Raw genomic sequence first — 26534 nt, forward strand, 5'->3', positions numbered from 1 at the left:
TGGATACGATGTGGAGAGAAAGGATTGCGGCTGTATCGACAAAGGAGCACAGGAGCGCCCATGACCGCACGGCCCGACATCCGATGCGCGCCTTGCCCGGGGCGGCCGCCCTTTCCGGTCGCCACGCCCTCGGACGGTTTCATGACGCCACAAGTCGCCCCGCGTCTCTCCCCTTTCGCGCCCTGGACCATGCGGATCGTCCTGCTCCTGGCCCTCGGGCTGCTCGGCTGGGCCACCTTCGGCGTGGTCGGCCCGGCCCTGGCCGCCGCCAAAACCATCGCCACGGATTCGGGACCGGTCCTGCGCCGCTCCGACGGGGTCTACCAGGGCATCCCCTATGCCGCACCGCCCGTGGGGGCCTTGCGCTGGCGGCCGCCGCAACCGGCCCGCCCCTGGACCGGGCCCCTGGCCTGCGACGCCCCCGGCCCCCAGTGCCCCCAGAATGACGCCGACGGAGACACGGCCGAGGACTGCCTGACGCTTGGCGTGCGCACCCCGGCCCGCACGGTCGGCGACCGGCTGCCGGTCATGGTCTTTTTCCACGGCGGGGCCTTCCTCTCCGGGGCGGGATCGCTCTCCCTTTATGCGGGCGAGGCCTTGGCGCGCGAGGGAGTGGTCCTGGTGACCGTGAACTACCGCCTGGGGGCCCTGGGGTTCATGGCCCATCCGGCCCTGTCCGCCGAATCGCCCCTGGGCGTCTCCGGCAACTACGGCCTGCTCGACCAGCAGGCGGCCCTTTCCTGGGTCCGGCGCAACATCGCGGCCTTTGGCGGCGACCCGGACAACGTGACCGTGTTCGGCCAATCGGCCGGAGCCGCGTCCGTACTGGCGCATCTGGTCAGCCCGGCCGCCGCCGGGCTGTTCCACAAGGCCATCCTGCAAAGCCCCGTGGCGCCCGGGGCCTTGCGCCGTCTGAAGGACGCGGTCCACGGCGTCGCCCCGGCCGAGGATATCGGCCGCCGCATTGCCGCCCGGCTTGGCGCGGACACGGAACCCGACACCCTGGCCGCCCTGCGCGCCGCCTCCGTCGAGGACATCCTGGACGCGACCGAGGCCCTGAGGCCCGAGGCCGGCCTGGAGGTGGCCGGGATCGTGTGCTCGCCCACGGTGGACGGCGTTGTCGTGCCGGATCATCCCCTGAAGCTTTTTGCCACGGGCAGGCAGCACCATGTGCCGCTGATCATCGGCACGACCGCAAACGAATCCTCCCTGTTCCTGGACCACCTCGATCCCCCGGCGGACACGACGCAGGCCTATGTCCGGCTGGCGACCCGCCGCTTCGGAGACGACGCGAAAAAGGCGCTGGCCCTGGCCCCGGGACGGGAACCCGGACTGTGGAAGGATCTGGAACGGCTTGTCAGCGTCCGCTGGTTCCTGGCCCCGGCGGAGTTCCTGGCCCGGGCCCAGGCCGCCTCCGGGTCGCCATGCTTCGTCTACCGCTACGGACTCCCCCCGCCGCTTGGGGCGCTTGCCGCCCTGGAGGACGAGGGCGACGCCCTGGGCGTCTCCCCGCAGCAGGCCGGGGTTCCCCACGGGGCGGAGCTTTTCCCGGTCTTCGGCTTCGAGAGCCCGTGGCTCGGCTTCGACGACGCCGACCGGGACGTGGGCCGGGCCATGCGCGCCGCCTGGGCCTCGTTCGCCAGGACCGGCCGTCCTGTCGTGGCGGGCGGCCCGACGTGGCCGGGCTTCGATCCGGCCGCGCCCCGGATCATGGCCTTCGGCAAGACCCCGGCGGCGACCCCCCTTCCGAAGGAGCCGCTCGTGCCCCTGGCCGAGCGTTCCTGGCAGACCACCACCTATTAAACGGAGAGCGGAATGCGCCATCACCCCCACAGCACATCCGGCCCGGACGACAGGAGTATGGCGTCCCGGAAGGCGACACGCCACGGCCGCCGGGCCATGGCCTCCCTTTTCGCCCTGGCCCTTTTTCTGGCCCTTACGGCCTGCGCCGAGGACAAACCGCCCTTCGAGAAGCCGCCCACGCCCGTGGAGGTCGTGTCCGTGGAGGCCTTGCCCGTGGGCGACGCCCTGACCTATTCGGCCACGCTCGTCCCCAACGAGCGCGTGGAACTGGCCTTCAAGGTCGGCGGCTACGTGAAGGACATCGCCACGGCCCAAGGCCCGGGCGGTACGCCGCGCATCCTGCAAAAAGGCGACACGGTGAAACGGGGCATGGTCCTGGCGGCGCTTAGGGACGACGATTACCAGGCCGCGCTCAAAAAGGCCCAGGCCGCCCGGGAGGAGGAACTGGCGTCGCTTCGCGAGGCCACCATCAATTTCGAACGCTACCAGACCCTCTACAACCAGAAGGTGGTGGCCAAAAGCGAACTCGACAAGGCCAGGGAGAAGTTCGACTTCTACAGGGCCTCGTCCGACCGCACCACGCACCAGATCGAGGAGGCCAGCCTTCAGTTGAAAGACACGGTGCTCGTCTCTCCCCTGGACGCCCTGGTCCTGTCCCGGTCCATCGAAAAGGGAACCCTGGTGGCCACGGGAACCCTGGCCTTCGTCCTGGCCGACCTGTCCACGGTCAAGGCCGTGCTCGGCGTGCCCGATTTCATGCTGCGGCACGTACATCCCGGCGACACCGTGCCCATCCGGGTGGAGGCCCTGGGCAACCAGGTCTTTCCGGGCATCGTGCTCTCGGTGGCCCCCTCGGCCGACCCCAAAAGCCGGGTCTTCGACGTGGAGGTGGCCATCCAAAACCCGGACCTGACCCTCAAAGACGGCATGATCGCCTCGGCCACCCTGGCCGGGGAACAGCTCTCGCGGCTCGTTTTGCCGGTCTCCGCCGTGGTCCGCGACCCCGCCGACCAAAGCGGCTTTCTGGTCTACGTGGCGCTTGAGGGCGACGGCGTGACCACGGCCAAGGGCCACAAGGTGACCATAGGCGACGTGGTGGGCAACCGGGTGACCCTCATCGAGGGCCCCCAGCCCGGGGCCAGGGTCATCACCACCGGCGCCACCATGGTCTCTGACGGCGCCCCCGTGCGCGTCATCAAATAGGGGGCCATCCATGACCATGCACTCAAGCGACGACGCGCGCATCGCCAAAACGCGCAATCTGGCCCGCTATTTCGTCGAGAATCCCCACATCTCGGCCATCCTGCTCATCCTGGTCCTGGTGTGGGGCTACTTCGGCCTTACGGGCATGCCCCAGCGCAAGGATCCCTATCTGGCCGTGCGCGTGGCCATGGTGCTGTGCCCCTGGCCGGGCATCGACGCCGAGCGGGTGGAGCTCCAGGTCACCCGGCGCCTGGAACGGTCCATTGCCGAAAACACCCACGTCAAGCGCATCCAGTCCACCTCCCGCACGGGGCTTTCGGTCATTACCGTGGAACTCACCGAGGACATCGAGGAGACGGGCGAGATCTTCGACGACATCGATCTTCGCATGCGCGCCGTCCTGGATCTGCCCGAGGGGGCAGGGCCCGTGGTCTTCATGAAGGATTTCGGGGACACGGCGGCGCTGATGCTCACCGTGGCCTCGCCGCCCGTGTCCGAGGTGGAGGCGGACCTGCGTTCCCGGGAGGTGGTCCGGGTCATGGGCCAGTTGCGGGGCACGGCCCGGGAAGGGACGGCCGCCGACCGGGTGAGCCTGGCCTTCGTCTTCTCCCATTCGGCCAGCCCGGCCATGGTCCGACGGCAGGCCGAATCCCTGGCCGAATCCCTGGCGAAAAAAGGGCTTTTCTCCGACACCCAGGTCTACGCCGGCCCAAACCTGGTGGTCCTGGACGGGGCCACGGCGGCCGCGCCCCAGGCCTTGCGCCAGGCGGTCTACGACTATGCGGTCAGCGAGGTCCATCTCTCGGAAATAAGCCCCGACATCTGGGAACCGGCCGTGATCCGCGACCCGGCAGACGCCCGGAAGGCCCTTCTGGCCGTGGCCGGAAGCAAATACAGCTACCGCCAGCTCGAGGCCTACACCGACCAGATCATGCGGCGGCTTTTAGGCGTGCCCATCGTTTCCAAGGTCACCCGGTGGGGCGTGCAGCAGGAGGCGGTCTATCTGGAATACTCCCAGGAGCGCCTGTCCGCCTATGCCGTGGACCCCTGGCGCATCAAGGAGGCCCTCGCCGCCCGCAACGTCTCGGGGGCGGGCGGGGTGTTGGAGTTCGGCGGACAGAACCTGGTCATCGACCCCTCCGGACGCTTCACCAGCGAACAAGAGCTGGGGCGGACCATGGTCGCCGCCTCGGGCTCGGGCCCCGGGGCCTATCTCCAGGATCTGGTGGACATGGAGCGCTACTACCGCACCCCGCCGGAGAACCTCAACTATTTCATGTATAAGGACAAAGAGGGAACCTGGCGGCGGGCGCTCGGCATCACCCTGGCCGTAAACATGCGCCACGGCCAGAAAATCAGCGATTTCTCCGAACAGGTGGACGAGGCCCTGGCCGAGGTCACGGCCAGGCTCCCGGAAGACCTGATCATGGCCCGGACCTCGGACCAGCCCCGGCAGGTGGAGGAGAACGTCGAGCTGTTCATGGAGGCCCTTGGCGACGCCGTCTGGCTGGTGGTCCTGGTGTCGCTTATCGGCTTCTGGGAATGGCGCTCGGCCCTGCTCATGGCCCTGTCCATCCCCATCACCCTGGCCATGACCTTCGGCATGATGCATCTCATGCACCTGGACCTGCAACAGGTGTCCATCGCCTCGCTGATTCTGGCCCTGGGGCTTTTGGTGGACGACCCGGTGGTGGCCAACGACGCCATCAAACGCGACCTGGCCCTGGGACATCCCCCGGGCATCGCCGCCTGGCTCGGCCCCACCAAGCTGGCCCGGGCCATCCTCTTCGCCACCATCACCAACTGCATCGCCTATTTGCCCTTCCTTTTGCTCAAGGGCGACACGGGGCGCTACCTGTTCGCCATGCCCGTGGTCATCACGGCCTCGCTTCTGGCCTCGCGCCTGGTTTCCATGAGCTTCATCCCGTTTCTCGGCCGCTACCTGCTCAAACCATCGGCCAAGCCCGAGCCCTCGGAGGAGGTGCGCCGCACCAAGGGCTTTTCCGGCATGTACTACAGGCTGGGAGGCTTTCTCATCGACCACCGCTACTGGGTGCTTCTCCTGTCGCTTCTGCCCCTGGCCGGTGGCGTCTACCTCCAGACGCACTTAAAGCCCCAGTTTTTCCCAAACGATCTGTCCTACCTGTTCTACGCCGATGTCTGGCTGCCCGAGGACGCGCCCATCCAGGCCACGGACGCCGTGGCCCGGCAGGCCGAGGACATCATCCGGGAGACCATGGCCGCCTACGAGGCCGCCCATCCGGGCGAAGACGGCAAGCCCGCCCCGGTGCTCAAGCAGGTGACGACCTTTGTGGGCGGCGGCGGGCCGCGTTTCTGGTTTTCGGTGTCGCCCGAGCAGTCCCAGCCCAACTACGCCCAGATCCTCATCGAGGTCACGGACAAGTGGCTGACGCCGAAGCTCCAGGAGCCCTTGCAAACCGCCCTGGAGTCCCGCATCCCCGGGGCGCGCATCGACATGCGCCAGCTTGAAAGCGGCGAGCCCGTCGGGGTGCCGGTGCAGATCCGGCTTCTGGGCGAGGACATGCAGGAGCTGCGCCTGCAGGCGCAGAGGCTCAAAGCTCTCTTGCGCGCCCTGCCCATGGCCTACCGGGTACGCGACGACTGGGGCTCGGAGATCATGAAGGCCAAGCTCACCATCAACCCGGACAAGGCCAACCTGGCCGGGCTGACCAACCAGGACGTGGCCCGGTCCTCCATGGCGGCCATGAACGGCCTGGAGGCCACCACCCTGTCCGAGGGCCGCCTGCTCATCCCGGTCATCACCCGGCTTCGGGCCAAGGAGCGGGCCACCCTGACGGACATCGCCAACCTCTACGTCTATTCCGAGTCCGATCCGGGCAGGCGCGCCACCCTGGGGCAGGTGGCCACCCTGGACTTCACGGCGGCCACGGAAAAAATCGCCCGCCGCGACCAGTTCCGGACCATCGTGGTCTCCTGCTTCCCCACCCCGGGGCATCTACCCTCGGAGGTGGTGGAGGCGGCCATGCCGCAGATCGAGACCTTCCAGAAGGAGCTGCCCCCGGGCATCCGGCTCCAGATCGGCGGCGAGCATGAGAAACAGGTCAGCGGATTTGCCGACCTCACGGTGGTCCTGGCCATCTCCGTGGCCGGAATCTATATGGCCTTGCTGTTCCAGTTCAAAAACGCCGTGAAGCCGCTCATCGTCTTTTCGGCCATCCCCTACGGCGCGGCCGGGGCCATCGCTTCGCTCTACGCCATGGGTTCGCCCTTCGGGTTCATGGCCTTTTTGGGGATCATCAGCCTTATCGGGGTCATCGTCAGCCATGTCATCGTTTTATTCGATTTCATCGAAGAAAAGCTTGAAGAGGGCGAGGATCTGCGCACGGCGCTCCTCGACGCAGGCATCCTTCGCTTACGGCCGGTGATGATCACCGTGGGGGCCACGGTGATCGCCCTGTTCCCCCTGGCCACCTCGGGCGGCCCCCTGTGGGAGCCCCTGTGTTACGCCCAGATCGGCGGCCTGACCGCAGCCACCTTCATCACCCTGCTCATGGTGCCGGTCATCTATTCCATCGCGGCCTTCGACCTAAAAATCATCCCGGCCTCCGTGCCACGCCAGGAAAAAGACCACGCAGCATAGGCCCACAAGGGAGGGGGACTCCCTTCGTCGGCTCGCAAAAATCCCCCGGAACCGAGGTTTCGGGGGATTTGTTTCTGCGGGGCGACGTGGAGGCGGTCCCGACGACCCTCGCCGCGACAGCGGCAAGCCGCCGCTGCCCGGCACGACGACGGCCGGAGACGGTCATCCTTTCAAAAGGAGGACGATGACCAGCCCCCACATGGTCAAAAGGGTGTTGCTGACCGCGTAGGGCACCGTATAGCCGAGCATGGGGATGTTGCTTTTGGCCGCATCCGCGACCATGCCCACCGAGGCCGTGCTGGTGCGCGCGCCGCCGCAGCAGCCGAGGTTGATGGCCGGGTCGATTTTAAAGACATGCTTGGCGATAAGCGGGGCCAGGAGCATGGGCACGGCCGTGGCCACGACCCCCCAGAAAAAAAGCCCCCACCCGGCGATCTTGAGCCCGGAAATGAATTCCGGCCCGGACGAGATGCCCACCACGGCGATAAAGGTGTTGAGCCCAACGGAATTCATAAACCAGAGCGACGGGGCCGGGATGCGGCCGAAGGTGGGATGCACGGAGCGCAGCCACCCCGCGACCAGCCCCAGGATCAACGCCCCGCCGGACGAGGACAGGGTCAGGGGGATGCCCGAAATCGGGACGGTGACGGAGCCCAGGACGCCGCCCAGGGCGATGGCCAGTCCCACGAACACCATGTCGGTCAGGCTCGACGGCCGATCCTCGTAGCCCAGATGCGCCGCCAGCCGATCCAGATGGCCGGTGGACCCGCTGATCCGCAGGATGTCCCCGCGATAGATCTTCGTCTGGGCCAGAAGGGGAATGGACACGCCCGCCGCGCCCCGGGTCAGTTTTTTCAAAAACACCCCCCGGGCGAAGGGCTCCTGGGACAGATCGAGCAGGGTCCGGCCGTTGACGCTTTTTTTGGTGACCACCAGGTCCAGCGACTCCATGGGGATGGACAGCAGTTCGCGGTCCTCCACCTCCACGGCCAGTTTCTCCATGGTCCCGGCCAGGGTCTCGTGATGCCCGGACACGGCCACGGCGTCCCCGGCCTGGAGCACGGTCTCGGGGGCGAAGTCCATGATCCGGCCGTCCCGGCGCAGGCGCTCCACGAAGATCCGCGACTGCGGCGGCCCGGACTCCGCCTCGGCCACGGTCTTGCCGTCCAGGGCGGAACCCTTCTCGATCCTGAAGGCCCGGACGTCGATGGAATGCCAGGCGGTATGGATGCCGCCGGAGGGCGTTCCGGCCGACATTTTGGCCTCGTAGTCCTTGCAGGCCTGGGGAAGATCCACGCCGATCAGCTTCGGGCCAAGGAAGGCCAGGATCCAGCCGGTGCCCAGGGTGCCGAAGAAATAGCACACGGCATAAGCCACCGGAATCTCCTTGAGCATGGTCCCGGCCGTGTCCGGGGGCAGCCCAAGCTTGCCGATGGCGTCGGTGGACAGGCCGATGGCCGCCGAGATGGTCTGGGCCCCGGCGAAAAGCCCGGCCCCGAAGCCCAGGTCGAAGCCGCCGAGCTTGATGGCCGCAAAGGTCACCCCCAGGCACAGAAGGCAGATCACCACGGCGAAGAGGGCCTGCGGGCCGCCGTCGGCGGCCAGGCCGCGCACGAACTGCGGCCCCACGCCATAGCCGATGGCGAAAAGAAACAGGATGAAAAAGACGGATTTCACGTTGTCGGAGATGGCGATGTCCAACTGGCCGACCAAAACCCCGGTCAGAAGAACCCCGGTCACCGCCCCCAGGCTGAAATTCTTGAATTTGAGGCCGCCGATCCAATATCCGATCCCAAGGGTCAGAAAAATCGCCAGTTCGGCGTGCTGCCGCAAGGTGGTCACGATCCATTCCGCCATGGCCTGCCCCTTTGGCGTTGCGTCCGGCGCAACGCCTTTTTGCGTTTCTGCGTCTTTTCCTTGCCCCCCGGCGGCCAGGGGGCATTTTCGCCCCGAGGCGCGATCAGGCACGGCGCGCGTCCCACTCCTTTTTATAATCCGCCAGGAGCTCGCTTATGGCCTTGCCGATCTTCACGTATTCCCCGGTGTCCAGGTTGGCCTGGGAGACCCGCACGGACATGTTCGGCCCGGCGAAGCCGCCGCCGTCCATGAGCACCACGTCCTTGTCTTCGGCCAGCCGCCACACGAAATCGATGGGTTCGTGGTCGTCCCGCAGCCAGGCGTCGAACTCGGCCCCATAGCGCTCGACAGCCAGCTTGTGGATGTCGATGGTGGTGTAATAGCGGGCATAGGAGGCGTCGAGGTCCGGGGACTTGAGCCCCATGCCCGCGTACAGGGCGTCGTAGCGTTCCTTCACCAGCCCCTGGGCCTCTTTTTTGTAGAGATGGAACTCGGTGTCCAGGAGCTCGGCCAGGGAGAAAAAGACCATCATGGCCTGCTGCGGCGTGGACAGTCCGGCGGTGTGGTTGAGGGCCACGGCCCGGCTGTCGGCCACCAGACGGTCGATGATTTTCAACCCGTCCGGATCGGTGGTGATGGAGGCGTAACGGTTGTGGAGCCCCCGCCGCCGGTCCGTGGGCAGGGCGGCGATCATCTCGTCGATGACGTTGTCCTGGTACAGCCCGATCACCCCCAGCCGCCATCCCGTGCAGCCGAAATACTTGGAGAAGGAATAGACCAGGATGGTGTTGCGCGGGGCGATGGCCGCCAGGGAGCGGAACCCGTTGACAAAGGTTCCGTAGACGTCGTCGGTGAGGATGATGAGGTCTTTTCTTTCCGTGCGCACCAGGTCGGCGATGACCTGCAAGGAGGCCTCGGTCAGGCTGACCGACGGCGGATTGGAGGGATTGACCAGGAAAAAGGCCTTGACCGCCGGGTCGCGCAGCTTGGCCAGCTCCGCGTCCGGGAACTGCCAGCCCGCATCCTCGTCCATGGCCACGTCCACGCTGACCAGCTCATAGTCGGCCAGGGGGGGAATCTCCAGGTAGGGCGAAAAAATGGGGGTGGCGATGGCCAGCTTGTCCCCGGGATTGAGCAGGCCGTTTTCCTTAAGCGTGTTGAACAGGTAGCTGATGGCCGCAGTGCCGCCCTCCACCAGGAACAGATCCATGGTCCCTGCGGGCGGACGGCCGTCGAACATGGTTTCGGCCAGATAGGCCTGGACGACCTTCTCGGTCAGCGGCAACACCCGATCCGGGGTGGGATAATGGTCGCCCAGGATGGCGTCGGTCATCTCGCCCACGAAGGCGTCGCCGTCAAGGGCCAGGGTCTTGGTCACGTAGGCGTAGGCGTCGGCCAAAAACTGGGCTCCGCCGCGATCTCCGTGGGACTCGCAAAAAGACAACAGCCGGGCCCCGCTGCCCGCGCCGTCCGGGGAACCGGCCATGCCCGGGCGGCTCATGACCCGGTGGGCCTCGCGCAGGGCGAATTGCCCGAAGAGAAAAAACGCCTCCCGGGGGATGGTGGCGATCCAGTTGGGATTGCCGCGCCCGGCGTTGATCATCAGTTTTTCATGATGGGTCTGGGCCAGATCGGCCAGCTTGTTCTTGAGTTCGAAGGGGCTCAGACTTTCGTAGCGTTTTTCCTCGTCGCGCTGTCCGTCCTGCATGTGGCGCCTCCGTATCGTGGGCCGGGTTACAGGTTGGCTGCTTGATTCCAGCCGTCTGTCCGCTGCATGCCTTTCCTGCCGACGAGCGGCGGGAGGCGTCAGAAAAGGGTTTTCAGCTTGGCCGCGTCCGGGCCGAACTTGCCGATGCCCAGCATGAGCAGCAGCCGGGCCTTCTGGCCGTCGAGATCCCCGGCCAGGATGCAGCCGTGGTTTTGCAGGGTCAGGCCGCCGCCCGCGTCGCCGTAGATCGGCTCCACGGCCCCGTTGGGCACCCGGGTGGAGATCACGGTCACCACGCCCTTGGACAGGGCGTAGGTGATGGCCCCATACACGGCCTCGTTCACGTTGCCCGCCCCCACGCCCTCAACCACCAGCCCCGTGGCCCCGTCGTCCACGGCATGGCGCACCAGGCTGCCGTCGTCCCCGGCGAAGGTGGACACAAAGGCGACCTTGGGCAGGGTTTCGGGCAGGGGCAGGCTTTTGCGGTTGTCGGCGTCGTTGAACCGGGTGACCTTTCCCCCGGTGATGTAGCCCAGGTACCCCTCCTCACCGGACTCGAAGGTCTGCACGTTGGTGGTCTGGGTTTTGCGAACCGTCCGGGCGGCGTTGACATAGCCGTTTAAAGTGACGGTGACGCCCCAGTTTTTGGCCTGGGGCGCGCAGACCTGGGTCACGGCGTTGAACAGGTTTCCGGGACCGTCGGGAAACGGGCTTGAGGCGTCGTTCATGGCCCCGGTGAAGACCACCGGCTTGTCGCCGGGAAGCGTCAGGTCGAGGAAATACGACCCCTCGGCCATGGTGTCCGTGCCGTGGGTGACCACCACCCCGGCCACCTCGGGCCGGGCCAGGGCCTGCCCCACGGCCCGGCTCAGGCCCGCCCAGCGTTCGGGAGACATCTGGGAGCTGTCGATATTGGAATACGTGACCACCTCGATCTTGGCCACGGCGGCCAGACCCGGCACGGCGGCCAGCAGGTCGGCCCCGGACACGGCCGGGACCGCGCCGCCGGTTGTGGGATCGGTTTTCTCGGCAATGGTGCCGCCGGTCGTGACCACCACCACCGTGGGCAACCCGGCCGGGGCGTCGGCGGCCGCGCCCACGCCCGGAGCGACGGCGACACAAAGCATGGCCAGAACAAACACCGTCAGGATTCGTCCGTCCATTTTCCGGGTACTGCGCATGGTCTCTCCCTTGGTACGAGGTTGGGCCGCTATCCGTTGCACAGGCATCTGCGGCGCGCGATCAGAAATGATAAATAAAACCCAGTCCGCCCTGGAAAACGTCTCCGGCCTTGTCCACCATGCGCCGTCCCCAGATGCTTTTGTGGAAGCCGTAGCCCCTGGCCCAGCCGGTCTCCAGCACCAGGTCCAAGGCCTGGGTGATGGCGTAGGAATGGTTGAAATAGGCCGACAGCAGGGTTTCGCCCTGGGCCAGGTCGTTGCCCATCTGGACGTAGGCCCCGGGGCCTCCGGTGGCGGCCACGGCCTTGCGCAGCCCGGCCGGAGAGCTGGTCCCGGCGGCCACGGTGACCCCGGCCAGGGACGTCAGGTCCGGTATCAGGCTGATCTGGTTGAGCCCGAAGGACAGGCCCATGCTCCCCTGGGGAGTGACGTCCATGTTGGTGTCGTGAAGCTCCTGGTCGCCGTCGAAGAGGAAGGAGCAGATGGGGCCCCAGGAGGAGTCGATGGACGGCAGCCGCTCGGAGCCGTTGGTCAGGCTGGCGTCCTCCCCGCTCCCCCACCAGCCGAACACCTGGGGCGTCACCCAGGACCAACCGCCGTATTCCAGGGCCGCGTCCACAAACCAGCCCGAGCGCCGGTTGATGGCCCGATCCGTGAACGCCACGTCGCCAAAGGCCACGTCGGCGTACATCTTAAACGGGGCCAGGGCGTCCACAATCACCGCCGCCCCGGTCCACACCGCCGGGTTCTGGTTGTGGGCGAATCCCCCCCCGGCCAGAAAGGTTCCGGCGGAGAGCAGAGTGTCGCCCATGCCCCCCAGGGCAGCCCCCCGCCCCAGAACCCCGGCCATGCCGAAGGGGCTGATCGTCACCCCGGGCAGGGTCAGGTCCAGCGTGGCGAAAAACAGGTCGAATTCGTCCCCGGTCTGGGTGGTGGAGGGGTCGAAGGGGCCGTTGGCGTCCACCAGCCTGCCGTACCCCAGGGTTCCCGACAGGATGTCCGCCGCCAGGGGGCCGGAGAGGACCACGGCCGCGGTGTCGCTGTTGCCGGAATCCGTGGACAGGACCACGGAGTCGTAAAAAACCGGGGTGTGGGGCATGGACAGGGGTTGATAGCCGACGGTCAGGCGCAGGTCCGTGTCCGGCACGGCAAACTGGAGATAGGCCTGATAGGGCTCAATGTCGGGAACCGAACTGTCCGCCGCCAGGGGGCCCTGGCCCCATATCTCGTTGTTGAGCCGCAACCCCAGGCGAAAGGACAGGGCATCCGACGCGGGCAGATCGAAGTGCAGGCGCAGGCGCTGAAAAAAGACCACAGGGTCTTCGGTCTGGGCGCCTGTGCCGTTCCACCCGGTGAAATTTTGATTCTGGAAAAAGTTGCCGTGGACGCGAAAATCACCATAGGCCCGGATCTCGGCAGCCCGGCCCGGGGCAACGGAGAAGATCGTCCAGACCAGGGCCGCCGCCAATCCAACCGCCAGTCGCGCCATCGATTCTCCTTCAGGATCTTGGGCAGGGATATCACGCCCAGAAAGGGCCTGATTCGGACGTCACGATCACATCGGAACTTCAAAACGCTCGCCAGGACAGGTGAAAAGGAGACTTCGCCATGCGATTTGAAGACAGCACCCCCTGCGCCGTGACGCAACCGCACGCCACAGGCGGCCCTGCGCAGCAACGCAAAGCCCGCTCCATGGAAAAAAGACTAAGCACCTACGTTGGAATGAAGTCAAGATGTCCCTGGTCCGCGTCACCGGATCTTCACCTGGACGCGCGCCAGGGACAGGGGGATCAGTCGAACATGCGCCGGTCCACCAGACGCGGCGAATCGTCGGGCAGTCGTTCGCCCGCAGGCAGCACCGTCACCTTGGGCCTCAGTTTGAGCCGGGCCTGGAACGCGGCTGTAAACCGCTCCACGTCCAAGGGACCGCCGGGCCCGTCGCAGCAGGCCTCAAACTCGATCATATCCTTGCCGCCGGGGTTGGCGACCACGATCCGCCAGGCCGTGATGCAGGCAAACCCCGCCGCCACCTCCGCCGCCTGGGCCGGATAGATGAACTGCCCCTTGACCTTGGCCGTGTCGTCCACCCGGCCCAGGATTCCGGCCAGGCGCGCCGACGTCCGGCCGCAGGGACAGGGGTCCGGGACAAGGCGCGACAGGTCGCCCGTGGCCAGCCGGATGAGCGGATAGGCCGTGGAAAACGGCGTGAACACCACCTCCCCCATCTCGCCCACGGGCAAGGGCCGCCCCGTGCCGGGCTCGCAGATCTCCACATATCCCCGGGAGGTGACGTGCATGCCGGACAGTTCATGGCATTCGTAGGCGATGCAGCCCACGTCGGCCGTGCCGTAGCCCTGGCGGATGGTCATGCCGAAGGCCTCCTGAACCTTGTGGCGCAGGCTTTCGGGCAGCCGCTCGGCGGCCACGAAGGCCACCCGCAGCCGGAAGTCCTTTTTGAGGTCGAGGCCGCGGGCCAGGGCCTTGTCGGCGATGACGCCCAGGTAGCTGGCCATGCCCACGAACCCGGTGACCGGGAGCCGCGTCAGAAGCTCGATCTGCACGTCGGTGTTGCCGGGACCGGCCGGGATGACCGTACATCCCAGTTCCAGAAGCGGTTCTTCGAGCATGAGCCCGGCAGGGGTCAGATGGTAGCTAAACGTCATCTGCACCAGGTCGCCCGGCGCAAATCCGGCGGCGGCAAAGGCCTCGGCGAAGCCCCAATAGTCCGGGCCGGGGCCCTCGGGGTCGTAGATCGGCCCAGGGGACTGGTAGATGCGCCTAAGCCCCCCGATGCCCTGGGGCAAGAGGGCCTCCAGGCCCGGGCCGCCGCCTTGCAGGGCGAGGAGCTCTTTTTTGCGCAAAACCGGGATGCGTGCGAAATCCTCGAAGGTGGCGACGTCGTCTGGGGCAAGCCCCGCCCCCTCCATGCGGTCCCGAAACTCCCGGCATCCGGCATAGGCCAGGGTGACGATCCCGCGCAACCGGGCCAGCCTGGCGGCGGCGGCCTCGGCCGGGGATGCGGATTCCAGGGGGCTGTAAAACGGGGATGCGCCAGTATTGCGGTCCATCTCGTGATCCCTTCTGCCTGTCGGGGGTGACCCCATCCTGGTAGTTTCGCGTCCGGCGGCATGGGCCGCCCTGGGTCGCTTCCTTACAACCGGCGTTTTCGAATGATCAAAGCAACGACGTGAACTGCGCGTTTTTCTTAAAAAAAGATACGGGCGTCTGGTCATCCGCGACGCGGCCCTACCCCAGCCAGCGTTTCCTGCGCCGGTAGTGCTTGACGTCGCGGTAGCGCCTTTTCTCGCCGCCGCCGCCCATGCCCAGGTAGAACTCCTGCACATCGGGGTTGCTGGCCAGTTCGGCGCACGATCCTTCCAGAACGATGCGGCCGTTCTCCATGATGAATCCCACGTCGGCGACGCTTAAGGCGGCCCGGGCGTTCTGCTCCACGAGGAGGATGGTCACGCCCTCCTCGCTGTTGACGCGGCGGATGATGTCGAAGATCTCCTCCACCAGAAGCGGGGCCAGCCCAAGCGACGGCTCGTCCAGAAGCAGGAGCCGGGGCCTGGCCATAAGCGCCCTGCCGATGGCCAGCATCTGCTGTTCGCCGCCGGACATGTACCCGGCCAACTGCTGCCGCCGCTCCTTGAGACGCGGGAAATAGCCGTAGACCCGCTCCACGCCGTCCCGAAACTCCCGGGCCGGACGGGTCACCCCGCCGCAGCGCAGGTTGTCCTCCACGGACATGTCCTCGAAGACCCGGCGGCCCTCCATGACCTGGAAGACGCCCAGGCGCACGATTTTTTCCGGAGGCAGGCGGTTTATGGCCGTGCCGTCGTAGAGGATGCGGCCGTCGGTGATCTCCCCGTCCTCCCCGGCCAAAAGCCCGGAGATGGCCTTGAGCGTGGTGGACTTGCCAGCCCCGTTGGCCCCGAGCAGGGCCGTGATCCGGCCCTGCCCGGCGCAAAGCGACAGGCCTTTGAGCGTGAGCACCACGTCGTTGTAGACGACTTCCAGGTTCTCGACAGTCAACAGGTCCACAGCGTTTATTTCCCCAGCCATTCGGCCTTTCTCTCCAGGCTTTCCTTGGCCACTTCCACCATCTTGCCGTCCTCGACCTTATAGATGAAGACCGACATGTTGGGGCGGTGGTCGTTCGGGAAGAAGCTGATGGGCGGGGTCAGCCCCATGGGATCGAAGTCGCGCAGGGTCTCCAGGGCCTCCTTGATGGCCGGGCCGGTCAGTTCGCCCTTGGCGGCGGCGATCTTCAGGCCCTCGGCCATGACCAGCATGGAGGCGAAACCCCGGATGTAGTGGGTCATCTTGGGCGTCCCACCGGTCATCTTCTCGATGGCGGCCATGCCCGGAACCTTCTGGCCGTAGACCACGGCGGTCTGGAGGGAATAGGTTCCGTTGGCCGCGTCCCCGGCCAGCTTCACCAGGCTCTCGTCCACGCCCCAGATGTTGCAGAAAAAGGTGGTGTTAAATCCCAGCTTCTGGGCGTCCTTCATGATGATGGCCGCCGAGGGGGTGGTGCCGCCGATCCAGACATAGTCCGGGGCCAGCTTTTGCAGGCGCAGGAGCTGGGCCATGGCGTCCATGGCGTTTAAGGCCACGTTCTCGTCGCCCACGATCTCAAACCCCAGCTCCTTGGCGTATTCCTTGGCCCCGGCGATGGGGGCCAGGCCGTAGGGGTGGTCGGGGTAGACGAAGGCCACCTTGGGGGCCTCGGACTTTTTCCAGTTGTCCTTGAAATACTTGAGCGCGGCCCGGATCTGGGTGGTGTAGTCGGCGGCCACGAAGAAGTTGTAGGGGGCCTTTTCCGGGTCCGTGAGGTGGGCGGAATAGGAGGCCGACAGGGTGGGAATCTGGTCCTTGCCCACGAACTTGGTCAGGGCCTCGGTGTCCTGGGTGCCCCAGCCCTGCAGGGCCACGATCTTGTCCTGGGAGATGAAACGCTTGTAGGCGGCCAGGGCCTGCTGGGCGTTGTAGGCGTAGTCCACCTCCACGAGGTTGACTTTCTTCCCGGCGATACCGCCGTTTTCATTGATATATTTCGCGGCGTCCTTGATGCCCTCGGAATAGGGCGCACCCACGGCCGAGGTCGGGCCGGAGAGATCGGACAAAAGCCCGATGGTGATGGCCTCTTCGGCAAACGCCGTCGCGGCCAGGGCCAGGACACAGGCCAGGGACCAGACCAGATATTTCGCCATGCGTTTCACGTCACCCTCCTTGTGTTGAACGGTTGCGTCTTCGTCCGGCCGCAAGGCCTAATGGGCGAAGGGATAGAGCTTCCAATAGGCCTTGACGAGCCGCCAGCGATGGGCCAGCCCCTCGGGCTCGAAAATGAGAAACAGCACCAGCACCAGCCCGAAGACGCCCTCCTTCATGGCCAGAAGCGCGCCGCTTATGTCCGTGAAAAGCGCCCCGGCATGCTGGGCCACGAAGTTGAGAAACTCCGGCAAAACCGTGATGAACACCGCCCCGAACACCCCGCCCAGGACGCTGCCCAAGCCGCCGATGATGATCATGGCCAGATAGCTGACCGAAAGACCGATGCCGAACTGCTCCGGGGTGATGTACATGGTGTAGTAGGCCCACAGCGCCCCGCCCGCCCCGGCCAGAAAGGAGCTGATGCCGAACGCCCGCAGTTTGTAGGCGAAGAGGTCCACGCCCACGATCTCGGCCGAAAGATGGTGGTCGCGGATGGCCACGAAGGCCCGGCCCAGCCGGGTGCGCATGATGTTGCGCACGCACAGCACGCTCAAAGTGGCCACGGCCAGGGTCAGGTAGAACATCTTCACGTCGGAATCGAAGGCGAGCCCGAGCACCTGGGGCGGGTCCACGGCCATGCCGCTCGAGCCCCCGGTGACCGCGTCCCAGTGCAGGAAGACGTATTCGAGGATGAGCTGGGCGGCCAGGGTGGCGATGGCCAGATAGATGCCCTTTAAGCGCAGCGACGGCAGGCCGAAGAACATGCCCACTGCGGCCGTGACCAGCCCGGCCGCAGGCAGGACGGCCAGAAACGGCAGCCCCAGGCTGGCCAGATAGGCGGCGGCATAGGCCCCCACCCCGAAAAAGGCCCCGTGCCCCAGGGAAATCTGCCCGCAAAAGCCGGTCAGGAGGTTGAGCGACACGGCCCCGATCACGGCGATGTTGATCAGGCACAAGACCGAGACCAGATAGTTGTTCATGGCCAGGGGGGCCAGACACAGGACCGCCCCGAAAAGCCCCATGGACACCAGGAGAAACCGGCTGGGGAAGATGCGGGCCTCGCCCGCGTAGGTCCTGAAAAACAGTCCGCATTGTCCGTGCATGCGCTACACCCGCTCGATTTCCCGGGCCCCGAACAGCCCGTAGGGTTTGATCATGAGGATGACCACCAAAAGGATGAACGCGGCCACGTCCTTGAATCCTCCAAGGCCAAAAAATTCCTTGGCCGCGCCGTCGCAGACGTTTTCCAAAACGCCCACGATGAGTCCGCCCAGGGCCGCCCCGAACAGGCTGTCCAGTCCGCCCAGGATCACGGCCGGAAAGACCTTCAGGCCCAGGTGCCCGAGTTGGGCGTTGATGCCGTTGATGTTGCCCAGGATCACCCCGCCGATGGAGGAGACCATGGCCGCGATGCACCAGGACAGGGCGAAGATGTTTTTTATGCCGATGCCCATGCTGGCGGCGGCCTGCTGGTCGAAGGCCGTGGCCCGCATGCTGATGCCCAGCCGGGAATATTTGAAAAAGGCCGAAAAGATGAGAAACAGGATCACGGACAGGGCAAAGGCCGCCAGATAGACCGGGGCCACGGGCAGCCCGGCGATCATCACCGGCTCCTGGGGCAAAACCGGCGGGAAGACCTGGATCTGGGTGCCCCAGAAAAGCTGCACCAGGGATTTGAGCACGGACGAAAGCCCGATGGTGACCATGATCACGCTGATGATGGGCTCGCCGATCATGGGCCGCAGGATCAGGCGCTCGATGACGATGCCCAGGATGAAGGAAAAGGCCAGGGTCATGAAAAAGGCCACCAGGAACGGCAGATGGGCCTGGACCGTGAGCGCGAAGCAGACGTAGGCCCCGACCATGACCAGTTCGCCCTGGGCGAAATTGACCACCTTGGTGGCCTTGTAGATGATGACGAATCCCAGGGCCACCAGGCTGTAGATGCTGCCGACCACGAGCCCCGAAATGAACAGTTGCAGATAATATTCCACGCGATCTCCCTCTCCTGAAATACGCCGCGCCGCCTTACCCGGCCGCCCGGTCCTCCACGTCTTCCAGCCGAAGCTCCCCGCACATCTCCCGGACGCTGGCGTCCTGATAGGTGATCTCGGCCCGCAGGTTCATGCTGCACACCGGGGAATACAGGGCCTCGACGAGCTTCCCGTAGCGGTCGCCGACCACCTTGCGCCGCACCTTGCGGGTGCGCGTGAGTTCCCCGTCGTCGGCGTCGAGTTCCTTGAACAGCAAAACGAAACGCGCCACCCGCATCTGGGGGGCGAGCTTGGCGTTGATGGCCGCAATCTCGGCCTTGACCAGGGCGTAGACCTCGGGCTTGGCGGACAGATCCTGGTAGGTGGTGTAGGTCAGGGCCTTGGATTCGGCCCAGCGGCCCACGATCTCGGCGTCGATGCACACGATGGCCGCCAGATGGTCGCGGTCGTGCCCGAAGACCACGGCCTCCCGGATGTAGGGCGAAAACTTGAGCTTGTTCTCCATGAACTGGGGCGAAAACTTGAAGCCGCCTTTGAGGGTCATGACGTCCTTGACCCGGTCGATGACCACCAGCCGCCCCTGATCGTCGAAATAGCCCGCGTCGCCCGAGCGCAGGCGGCCGTCATCGGTCAGGGTCTCGGCCGTGGCCGCCGGATTCTTGTAATAGCCCAGAAACACCGAGGGGCTTTTGGACAGGATCTCGCCGTCCTCGGCGATGGTCAGCTCGGTGTCCGGGATGGGCTGGCCCACGGAGGTGAAGTCCACGGCCCCGTCGCGGTGGATGCAGGAAATGCCGGAGATTTCCGTCTGGCCGTAGATCTGCTTTAAGTTGACGCCGATGGCGTGGAAGAAGCGGAAGGCGTCGGGACCAAGGGCCGCGCCGCCGGTGCTGGCCGAGCGCACGTTGGAAAACCCCAGGCGGTCCTTTAGGGCCCGAAACAGGCAGAACCAGGCCACGCCATAGGCCAGGCGCAGGCCAAGGCCCGGCTTTTTCCCCTCGAACCGGGCGTCGGCCAGACGGATGCCCACGGGCAGAAACAGGTCGTACAGGAAGCGTTTGAGCCGCGTGGTCTCCATGATCTTGACCCGGACCCGGGCGGCCAGATTCTCCCACACCCGGGGCGGGGAGAAGATGACATTGGGGCCGATCTCGCGGATGTTGTCCTGCACCGTGTCCGGCTCCTCCGGGAAATTCACGGTGAAGCCGAACAACAGGGCCGAGGCCACGGCCATCATCTGCTCGCCCATCCAGGCCAGGGGCAGAAAGGAGACGAACTCGTCGGACGGACGCCGCTCGTCCACCAGCCCCAGGTTGTGGGCCATGGCCAGGAGATTTTTGTGGGAGAGCATGGCCAGTTTGGGCCGCCCGGTGGTGCCGGAGGTGGTGGCGATCAGGGCCGGGTCGTCGGGGGACAGGGCTGCCGCCCAGTCAGGGAACTGCCCGGCCAGATCACGTCCCATGTCGCGCACGGCCTCAAAGCTCACAAGCCCCGGCTCGTTCACCCCGGCCAGCCCCTTGGGGTCGTGGTAGACGATGTGCGCCAACTGCGGCAGCCCCTGGCGCAGGGACAGCATCTTGTCCACCTGCTCCTGGTCCTCGGCCACCACCAGCCGGGCCTCGGACAACTCCAGGATGTAGGCGATCTCCTCGGCCGGGGCGTCCTGGTACAGGCCCAGGGCCATGCCGCCCAGGGCCTGGATGGCCAGTTCGGCAAACAGCCATTCGGGCCGGTTGTCGCCGATGAGGATGACGATGTCCCCCCGCCCGAATCCCATTTTTTTCAGGCCCCCGGCGAATTCAGCGGCGGCGGCGAGATAGTCGTTCCAGGAAAAACGCTGCCACACGCCCCACTGCTTCTCCCGCAGGGCGGTCTTTTTCCCATGGGCCCGGGCGTTTTTGCACAGCAGGCCGGGCAGGGTGTCGAAATACGGTTTTGGGGCCTCGCCCATCGCGCCATCCAGAAGGTTGTGGGTTCGAAATTTTGGGACCATGCCGCCGTGCCCGGCGTTTCTTTCCCGGCGGCCATGGCCGCCCAAACCAAAAAACACGTCAGTATTTTTGAAAAAACGTCATTTCAAAATATGACCGCTCTCAACCATCCCCACCGGTCCCGGACGACGCCTGCTAACGACCGAGAAACACCCCGTCGTCGCCGCCCAGGTAGGCGGCCACCACGTCCGCGTCGGCCATGACCTCCTTGGGCGACCCCTCGGCCAGCACCCGGCCGAAATCCAGCACCACCACCTTGTCCGAAATATCCATGACCACGCCCATGTCGTGCTCCACCAAAAGCACGCTCATGCCCCACTCCTCGTTGATGTCCAGGATGTAGCGGGCCATGTCCTCGGTCTCTTCCAGGTTCATGCCGGCCATGGGCTCGTCGAGAAGGATCAGGTCGGATTCGGCGGCCAGGGCCCGGCCCAGCTCCACGCGCTTTTGCACGCCGTACGGCAGCCGTCCGGCCGCCTGATGGCGGTAGGGAGACAGCCCCAGGAAGTCGATGACATCCTCCACCCGGCGGCGATGGGCGTCCTCGGCCCGGCGGGCCTTGCCCAGGTAGAGGATGGAGGCCAAAATCCCGTAGTCCATGCGGGCGTGGCGGCCGACCATGAGGTTGTCCAGGACCGACAGGCCCCGAAACAGGGCGATGTTCTGGAAGGTGCGCGACAGCCCGAGCTTCGTGCGGGCATGGGAGGGCACGGCCAGAAGGTCGGCCCCGCCCAGGGTGATGGCCCCGGAGTCGGGGACGTAGCGGCCGCTTATGCAGTTGAGCATGCTGGTCTTGCCCGCGCCGTTGGGGCCGATAAGCGAGACGATGCCGCCCTTCTCCACGGAAAAGCCCACGCCGGTCAAGGCCGCCAGCCCCCGGAAGGTCAGGGTCACGTCCGTCACCTCGAGAAAGGCCATCAGGGCATCCACTCGTTTTCAAAATCCGCTGCGGACACCAGCCGGTATCCCTTGCGCTCGATGGCCCCGGCCACCAGGCAGGGGTCGTCCACGGCCAGCCGGATGACCACCATGCGGCGATTGGCGTGATAGAAGGTGCCGGTGGCGATGATGCTCACCCCCATATCCTTGATGATGCCCGAGACCTCGTGCAAAACGCCCGTGCGGTCCTCGACCTCGAAGACGATGCGCGACCCGCCCTGTTTGAGGCCCATTTCCTCCACCAGCACGTCAAGCATGACCGAACGGTTGATGTAGCCCACAAGCTTGCCCTGCTCGTTGACCACGGCCAGCCCGGCCAGATTTTTCTGATACATGATCTCGGCGGCCTGCTCGATCTCCATTTCCGGATGCACGGTGATGATGTCCTTGCGCATGATCTTTTTCACCGTGAGCTTGGACAAAAGATACAGGGCCTCGTGCTTGTCCAGGGTGGTCATGATGGAGGGCAGGGCCAGGGCGATGTCCTCCTTGCGCACGTACCCCACCAGATCCTTGTTCTCATCCACCACCAGAAGCATCCACAACTCGCTCCCCTTGAGCAGCTTGTCCGCGTCCAGGACTGGCGTAAGTGGAGTGACCTTCTTGAAGTCTTTGAGCATTTTAAGGCCTACGTACATCGGTATTCCTCCATGTCGGCGGAAAAACGCGAAAGAGTCAAAAATGGGGGCCCATGCGGCGACAATCCGGCTCACATACCGCAAGTCGTTTCCCATGCACAAGCATTTCTTGAATAACCATCCCCATGCGGGGATGTTCTCTCTCCTGTCTCCATATCCAGAAGGATATACTGCGGGGAGGGAGAGCGCCGCCCCGGCGCGTCGCGCCCCAGCCCCGGCATCCGCCCTGTCCGCAGCGCCCACGCACAATCCGACGCCGGATTCAACCGCCAGGCATGGAAGGTGTTTTCCGGCCGCACCAAGGATGCATGAGGACGATAATACCCGCATAGCCTCGCACAAAGTCCTGTTGCGCCTTTTCCGCATCACGCCTAAATAAAGTCGCCTCCCCTGCGAGACGGCGTTATGTGTTTCAATTTTCCCGCTCCCGGACGCCGCGTGGCCCCGGGGCCTCTCCGGCCGCCTCCTGCAAACGCTTTTCCTGGAGCACCACGGGCACGATGAAAAGGACATAGGGGATAAACACCATGGCGGCATGGACCAGTCCCGGCCCGAACAACCCCGGAGGGCCGTAGGGGGTGTCCGTGGCCGCCAGGATGACGGCGTAGATGCCCAGAGCCCCGACGGCCCGGTACAGGAGCCGACAGCCCGCCGGGTCAAGCCAGGTCCGGCCGTAGGCCAGGTCGAAGGCCGTGCGCAGGCACAGCCCGAAAAGCACGATGTCGCCTACGTTTTTGACCAGGGCCAAGGCGGTGGGGACGGCCAGGATGCCGATCCCGGCGTTGGCCAGGGTGGGCAGGTACAGGACGGCCAAGAGGGCGAAAAAGGGCTTCATGGGAACTCCGTCAGCCGGTTGCAAGGTGGAACATGTCTTTGAGAAAGGACTGCATGGCGCCGATGACCCCGAAGGCGTCGCGCAGGGCGCCCTTGTCCATCTCCGAAAGCTCCCTGGGATCGATGTGGTTGTCCGGGGGCAGGCCCCGCTCCACCTGGGAAAGCTGGTGGGTGAGCTTGACCTGGAGCAGGAACTCGAAGGCCTGGGCCGCCTCCCGGCCGAGATGGGTGGGAATGTGCCCCTGGCTGGCCAGGGCCTCCACCCGCTGCAGGGTGCCCGTCTCCACCACGCCGTGGGCCAGGGCCAGCACCCGGGCAAAGTCCTGAAACGGCACCAGCCCGCGTTTTTTCAGGTCCAGGGTGTTTTTATGCTCCCCGCTTCTCTCCACGGCCAGGCCGCGAAAAAGGGTCAGCGGAGCCCGGGTGACCTGGCAGTCCGCCGCCAAAAAGCGCAGGAAGATGCCGCTTTCGGCCGCGCGCCGGGCCACATGGGCCCGCAGATCGTCGGCAAGGGGCACGTGCCCGGCCACGCCGCGAAAATCAAAGAAGATGGTGGAATGCAACACCTCCATGGGCTCGGGCACGGCGATCCAGGCGTCGAAGGTGTCCTTCCAGGCGTCCAGACTTTTCCGCCAGGCCGGGTTTGAGGCCATCATGTCCCCTTTGCAGCGGGGGAATCCGGCTTTTTCCAGATGGCCCACCACGCGTTCGGCCATGGCCTGGAAAAAGACCGCCGCCGCGCGCCGCACGGGTTCGTCCGGGCTGTCGGCGTAGACCAGGGCGTTGTCCTGGTCCGTGGCGAAGGTCTGTTCCCGGCGGCCCTCGCTGCCCATGGAGATCCAGCAATAGGCCGTGGGCGGCGGGCCGATCTCCCGATGCACCAGCTCGATGATCTTGTGCAGGATGTGGTCGTTGACCACGGTGATCAGGCGGGTGATGTGCCCGGCCCGGGCCCCGTTGTCCAAAAGCGCCCGGATCACCCGGGGGGCCTTGGCCAGCAGGGGATAGAGCCCGGCGAAGTCCCGCTGGGACTGGATCTCCCGGAAAAGCGACAGGGGGGAGGTTCCCTGCACCAGCAGGATGTCGTGGGCCGTGACCACGCCTTCCGCCCCGCCGGGGCCGGTCACGACGAGGTGATGGACCTTTTTGGCCATCATCTTGAGCAGGGCGTCGAAACAGGCATCGCTTCCGGCGATTTCCGCCACCGGACTGGACATGATGGTCTTGACCCCGGATTCCAGATCCCGGCCCAGGGCCACGGCCTTGCGCAAATCCTTGTCGGTGACGATGCCCAGGACACCCCCAGGGGCCTGGCTCACCAGCAGGGAGCCCACACCCTCCTTGAGCATGGTCCGGGCCGCGTCCCGGATGGGCAGGCCCGGGTCCACCATAAGGGGCGGCCGCGACACCAGATCGCCCACGAGTCTGGCGAACAGGGACAGGTCCGGGGCCTCGGCGGCGCAGGGGGCCGTTTCGCCACCCGGCGGGTCGTCCTGGAGCCGCCCGTCGCCGCGGCCTTCGGGGGTGCGGATGTCCTTTTCCACCATGCTGCCTGATAGCCTTTTTTTTCAAACCAGGGAAGCCGAGCCGAAAAATGTGCGGCCGGGGTGACCGGGGCCGCGCCGGTGTCCTGCTTTGGCGCAAGGGGCGGGGCCGCGCCCCGGCAGTCCTTGGCCGGAAACCGTCGGGGAGGGAGGCCGAAGCCCCCGCTCCCCGCATGGTTCCGTTTTTTCCGATATCGGGTTGCGCCGTTAGTGCGCCGCAGCCGCCTGGCCCGCGCCCCTGGGGATGCGCACGTTTTCCACCAGATCCTGGATGTGGGCGGGCGGCGGCGGGGTCATCATGGTCACCGCGACAGTGGCGATGAAGTTGATGACCATGCCCACGGTGCCGATGCCCTCTGGGCTGATGCCCAGAAACCAGGGGGCCACGCCCATGAACTTGGTCTGGATGATGTAGAGCAGGGTGAATCCCATACCCGCGATCATCCCGGCGATAGCCCCTTCCCGGCTGGTGCGCTTCCAGAAGATGCCCAGCACGATGATCGGGAAAAAGGACGACGAGGCCAGCCCGAAGGCCAGGGCCACCACCTGGGCCACAAACCCCGGCGGGTTCACGCCGAAGTAGCCGGCCACGCACACGGCCACGCCGATCATGATTCGGCCCAGCAGAAGCTGCGTCTTTTCCGAGGCCTGGGGGTTGATCATGCGGAAGTAGAGGTCGTGGGAGACGCTCGAGGAGATGACCAGGAGCAGGCCGGAGGCCGTGGACAGGGCCGCCGCCAGACCGCCCGCCGCCACCAGGGCCACGACCCAGGCCGGGAGATTGGCGATTTCAGGGTTGGCCAGCACCATGATGTCGTTGTCCACGTAGAGCTCGTTCTTGTTGGTGGTGGGCTCGTTTTTGATCAGCGGCTGGCCGTACTGCCCGTCCTGGCCGGTGAAGGCCAGCTTGCCGGTGAAGGCCGGGCCGTAGCTGTAGTTGATGATGCCGTCGCCGTTCTTGTCGATCCAGGCGATGAGCCCGGTCTTTTGCCAGTTGGTGAACCAGGACGGGGCGCTCTTGTAGGCCACGCCGTTTAAGGAATCGACCATGTTGTAGCGGGCGAAGGCGGCCACGGCCGGGGCGGTGGTATACAGGATAGAGATGAAAAGCAGGGCGTAGAAGGCCGAGATGCGGGCCGCACGGACGCTTGGCACGGTGTAGAAGCGCACGATCACGTGGGGCAGGCCCGCCGTGCCCACCATCAGGCACATGGTGATGGCCAGCACGTCGAGCATGGGCTTGGCCCCGGGGCCGGTAAATCCCGTGGTGTAGGCCGCAAACCCCAGGTCCGTGCCGATGCGGTCCAGCGCGGTCAGCAGAAACTGTCCGGCGTCCTTGCCCTCGACGATGCTGCCGCCGAGGCCGAGCTGCGGGATGGGGTTGCCGGTGATTTTGAGCGAGATGGCCACGGCCGGGACCAGGAAGGCGAAGATGAGCACGCCGTACTGGGCCACCTGGGTCCAGGTGATGCCCTTCATGCCGCCAAGCGCGGCATAAAAGAACACGATGGCCATGCCGATGTACACGCCGGTGTTCACGTCCACTTCCAGAAAGCGCGAGAACACGATGCCCACGCCGCGCATCTGCCCGGCCACATAGGTCAGGGAGACGAAGATGGCGCAAATCAGCGCCACGGTGCGGGCGGCCTTGGAATAATAGCGGTCACCCACGAAGTCCGGCACCGTGAATTTGCCGAACTTGCGCAGATACGGGGCCAGAAGCAGGGCCAAAAGCACATACCCGCCGGTCCAACCCATGAGGTACATGCACCCGGCGTAGCCCATAAACGAGATGATGCCGGACATGGAGATAAACGAGGCCGCGCTCATCCAGTCCGCGCCGGTGGCCATGCCGTTGGCCAGGGCCGGGACGTTGCCCCCGGCCACGTAAAAGCCCTTGGTGTCCTTCACCCGGCTCATCCAGGCGATGCTCAGATAAAGGGCGAATGATGCCCCCACGATGATGTAGGTCCAGGTCATGATCGACATATGCGTCTCCTTTG

The 26534-nt window shown here is 65.7% G+C and carries 18 protein-coding genes; 3 read left to right on the forward strand and 15 right to left on the reverse strand.

Going from position 1 to position 26534, the window contains the following annotated elements; genetic code table 11:
* The first annotated feature begins 141 nt into the window (after positions 1–141).
* From GD606_RS11400 to GD606_RS11410, 3 genes are read left to right on the forward strand one after another with little or no spacing between them, the layout of a single operon-like run.
* Positions 142–1803, forward strand: coding sequence for a carboxylesterase/lipase family protein (locus GD606_RS11400; protein ID WP_163301513.1), 1662 nt, complete (start codon positions 142–144; stop codon positions 1801–1803).
* A gap of 12 nt (positions 1804–1815) precedes the next feature.
* Positions 1816–3006, forward strand: a complete 1191-nt coding sequence (locus tag GD606_RS11405; protein ID WP_163301512.1) for an efflux RND transporter periplasmic adaptor subunit — start codon at positions 1816–1818, stop codon at positions 3004–3006.
* A gap of 10 nt (positions 3007–3016) precedes the next feature.
* Complete coding sequence (locus GD606_RS11410) at positions 3017–6628, forward strand: efflux RND transporter permease subunit (protein ID WP_163301511.1); 3612 nt, start codon at positions 3017–3019, stop codon at positions 6626–6628.
* 162 nt (positions 6629–6790) lie between these two features.
* Here the strand turns inward: GD606_RS11410 and aspT are convergent, their stop codons facing one another.
* The 15 genes from aspT to GD606_RS11485 form a co-directional block, all read right to left on the reverse strand.
* A complete protein-coding gene (gene aspT, locus GD606_RS11415) occupies positions 6791–8485 on the reverse strand; it encodes an aspartate-alanine antiporter (RefSeq protein ID WP_163301510.1) in 1695 nt (564 codons plus the stop codon).
* Positions 8486–8588: 103 nt separating this feature from the next.
* Positions 8589–10193, reverse strand: a complete 1605-nt coding sequence (locus GD606_RS11420; protein WP_163301509.1) for a bifunctional aspartate transaminase/aspartate 4-decarboxylase — start codon at positions 10191–10193, stop codon at positions 8589–8591.
* 98 nt (positions 10194–10291) lie between these two features.
* Positions 10292–11374: an asparaginase gene (locus tag GD606_RS11425; RefSeq protein ID WP_211922127.1), complete on the reverse strand. Its 1083-nt coding sequence runs from the start codon at positions 11372–11374 to the stop codon at positions 10292–10294.
* A gap of 61 nt (positions 11375–11435) precedes the next feature.
* The gene (locus tag GD606_RS11430; protein ID WP_176629285.1) at positions 11436–12863 is read right to left on the reverse strand and encodes an outer membrane homotrimeric porin; all 1428 of its coding nucleotides are present in this window, start codon (positions 12861–12863) and stop codon (positions 11436–11438) included.
* A gap of 301 nt (positions 12864–13164) precedes the next feature.
* Positions 13165–14442, reverse strand: a complete 1278-nt coding sequence (locus tag GD606_RS11435; protein WP_163303304.1) for a phenylacetate--CoA ligase family protein — start codon at positions 14440–14442, stop codon at positions 13165–13167.
* A gap of 178 nt (positions 14443–14620) precedes the next feature.
* Positions 14621–15439 (reverse strand): ABC transporter ATP-binding protein, encoded by an 819-nt coding sequence (locus GD606_RS11440; RefSeq protein ID WP_176629286.1) that lies wholly within the window; start codon positions 15437–15439, stop codon positions 14621–14623.
* A complete protein-coding gene (locus GD606_RS11445) occupies positions 15424–16590 on the reverse strand; it encodes an ABC transporter substrate-binding protein (protein ID WP_170304581.1) in 1167 nt (388 codons plus the stop codon). The genes GD606_RS11440 and GD606_RS11445 overlap by 16 nt, the downstream gene beginning before the upstream one ends.
* Positions 16591–16647: 57 nt before the next feature.
* Complete coding sequence (locus GD606_RS11450) at positions 16648–17694, reverse strand: branched-chain amino acid ABC transporter permease (protein ID WP_163303302.1); 1047 nt, start codon at positions 17692–17694, stop codon at positions 16648–16650.
* A 3-nt stretch (positions 17695–17697) separates the two neighbouring features.
* Entirely contained in the window at positions 17698–18585 is an 888-nt protein-coding gene (locus GD606_RS11455; protein WP_163303301.1) for a branched-chain amino acid ABC transporter permease, read from the reverse strand.
* A gap of 34 nt (positions 18586–18619) precedes the next feature.
* On the reverse strand, positions 18620–20536 hold the full coding sequence (locus tag GD606_RS11460; RefSeq protein WP_163303306.1) for an AMP-binding protein: 1917 nt from the start codon (positions 20534–20536) through the stop codon (positions 18620–18622).
* Between the two features lie 175 nt (positions 20537–20711).
* On the reverse strand, positions 20712–21494 hold the full coding sequence (locus GD606_RS11465) for an ABC transporter ATP-binding protein (RefSeq protein WP_163303300.1): 783 nt from the start codon (positions 21492–21494) through the stop codon (positions 20712–20714).
* The gene (locus tag GD606_RS11470) at positions 21494–22153 is read right to left on the reverse strand and encodes a CBS domain-containing protein (RefSeq protein WP_163303299.1); all 660 of its coding nucleotides are present in this window, start codon (positions 22151–22153) and stop codon (positions 21494–21496) included. The genes GD606_RS11465 and GD606_RS11470 overlap by 1 nt, the downstream gene beginning before the upstream one ends.
* A 412-nt stretch (positions 22154–22565) precedes the next feature.
* Positions 22566–22988 (reverse strand): hypothetical protein, encoded by a 423-nt coding sequence (locus tag GD606_RS11475; RefSeq protein WP_163303298.1) that lies wholly within the window; start codon positions 22986–22988, stop codon positions 22566–22568.
* A 10-nt stretch (positions 22989–22998) separates the two neighbouring features.
* Positions 22999–24534: a DUF294 nucleotidyltransferase-like domain-containing protein gene (locus tag GD606_RS11480; RefSeq protein WP_163303297.1), complete on the reverse strand. Its 1536-nt coding sequence runs from the start codon at positions 24532–24534 to the stop codon at positions 22999–23001.
* 204 nt (positions 24535–24738) lie between these two features.
* The gene (locus GD606_RS11485; protein WP_163303296.1) at positions 24739–26520 is read right to left on the reverse strand and encodes a sodium:solute symporter family protein; all 1782 of its coding nucleotides are present in this window, start codon (positions 26518–26520) and stop codon (positions 24739–24741) included.
* Positions 26521–26534: the final 14 nt, after the last annotated feature.

This window comes from Desulfolutivibrio sulfodismutans DSM 3696, assembly GCF_013376455.1.
GTDB classification, from domain to species: Bacteria; Desulfobacterota; Desulfovibrionia; order Desulfovibrionales; family Desulfovibrionaceae; genus Desulfolutivibrio; species Desulfolutivibrio sulfodismutans.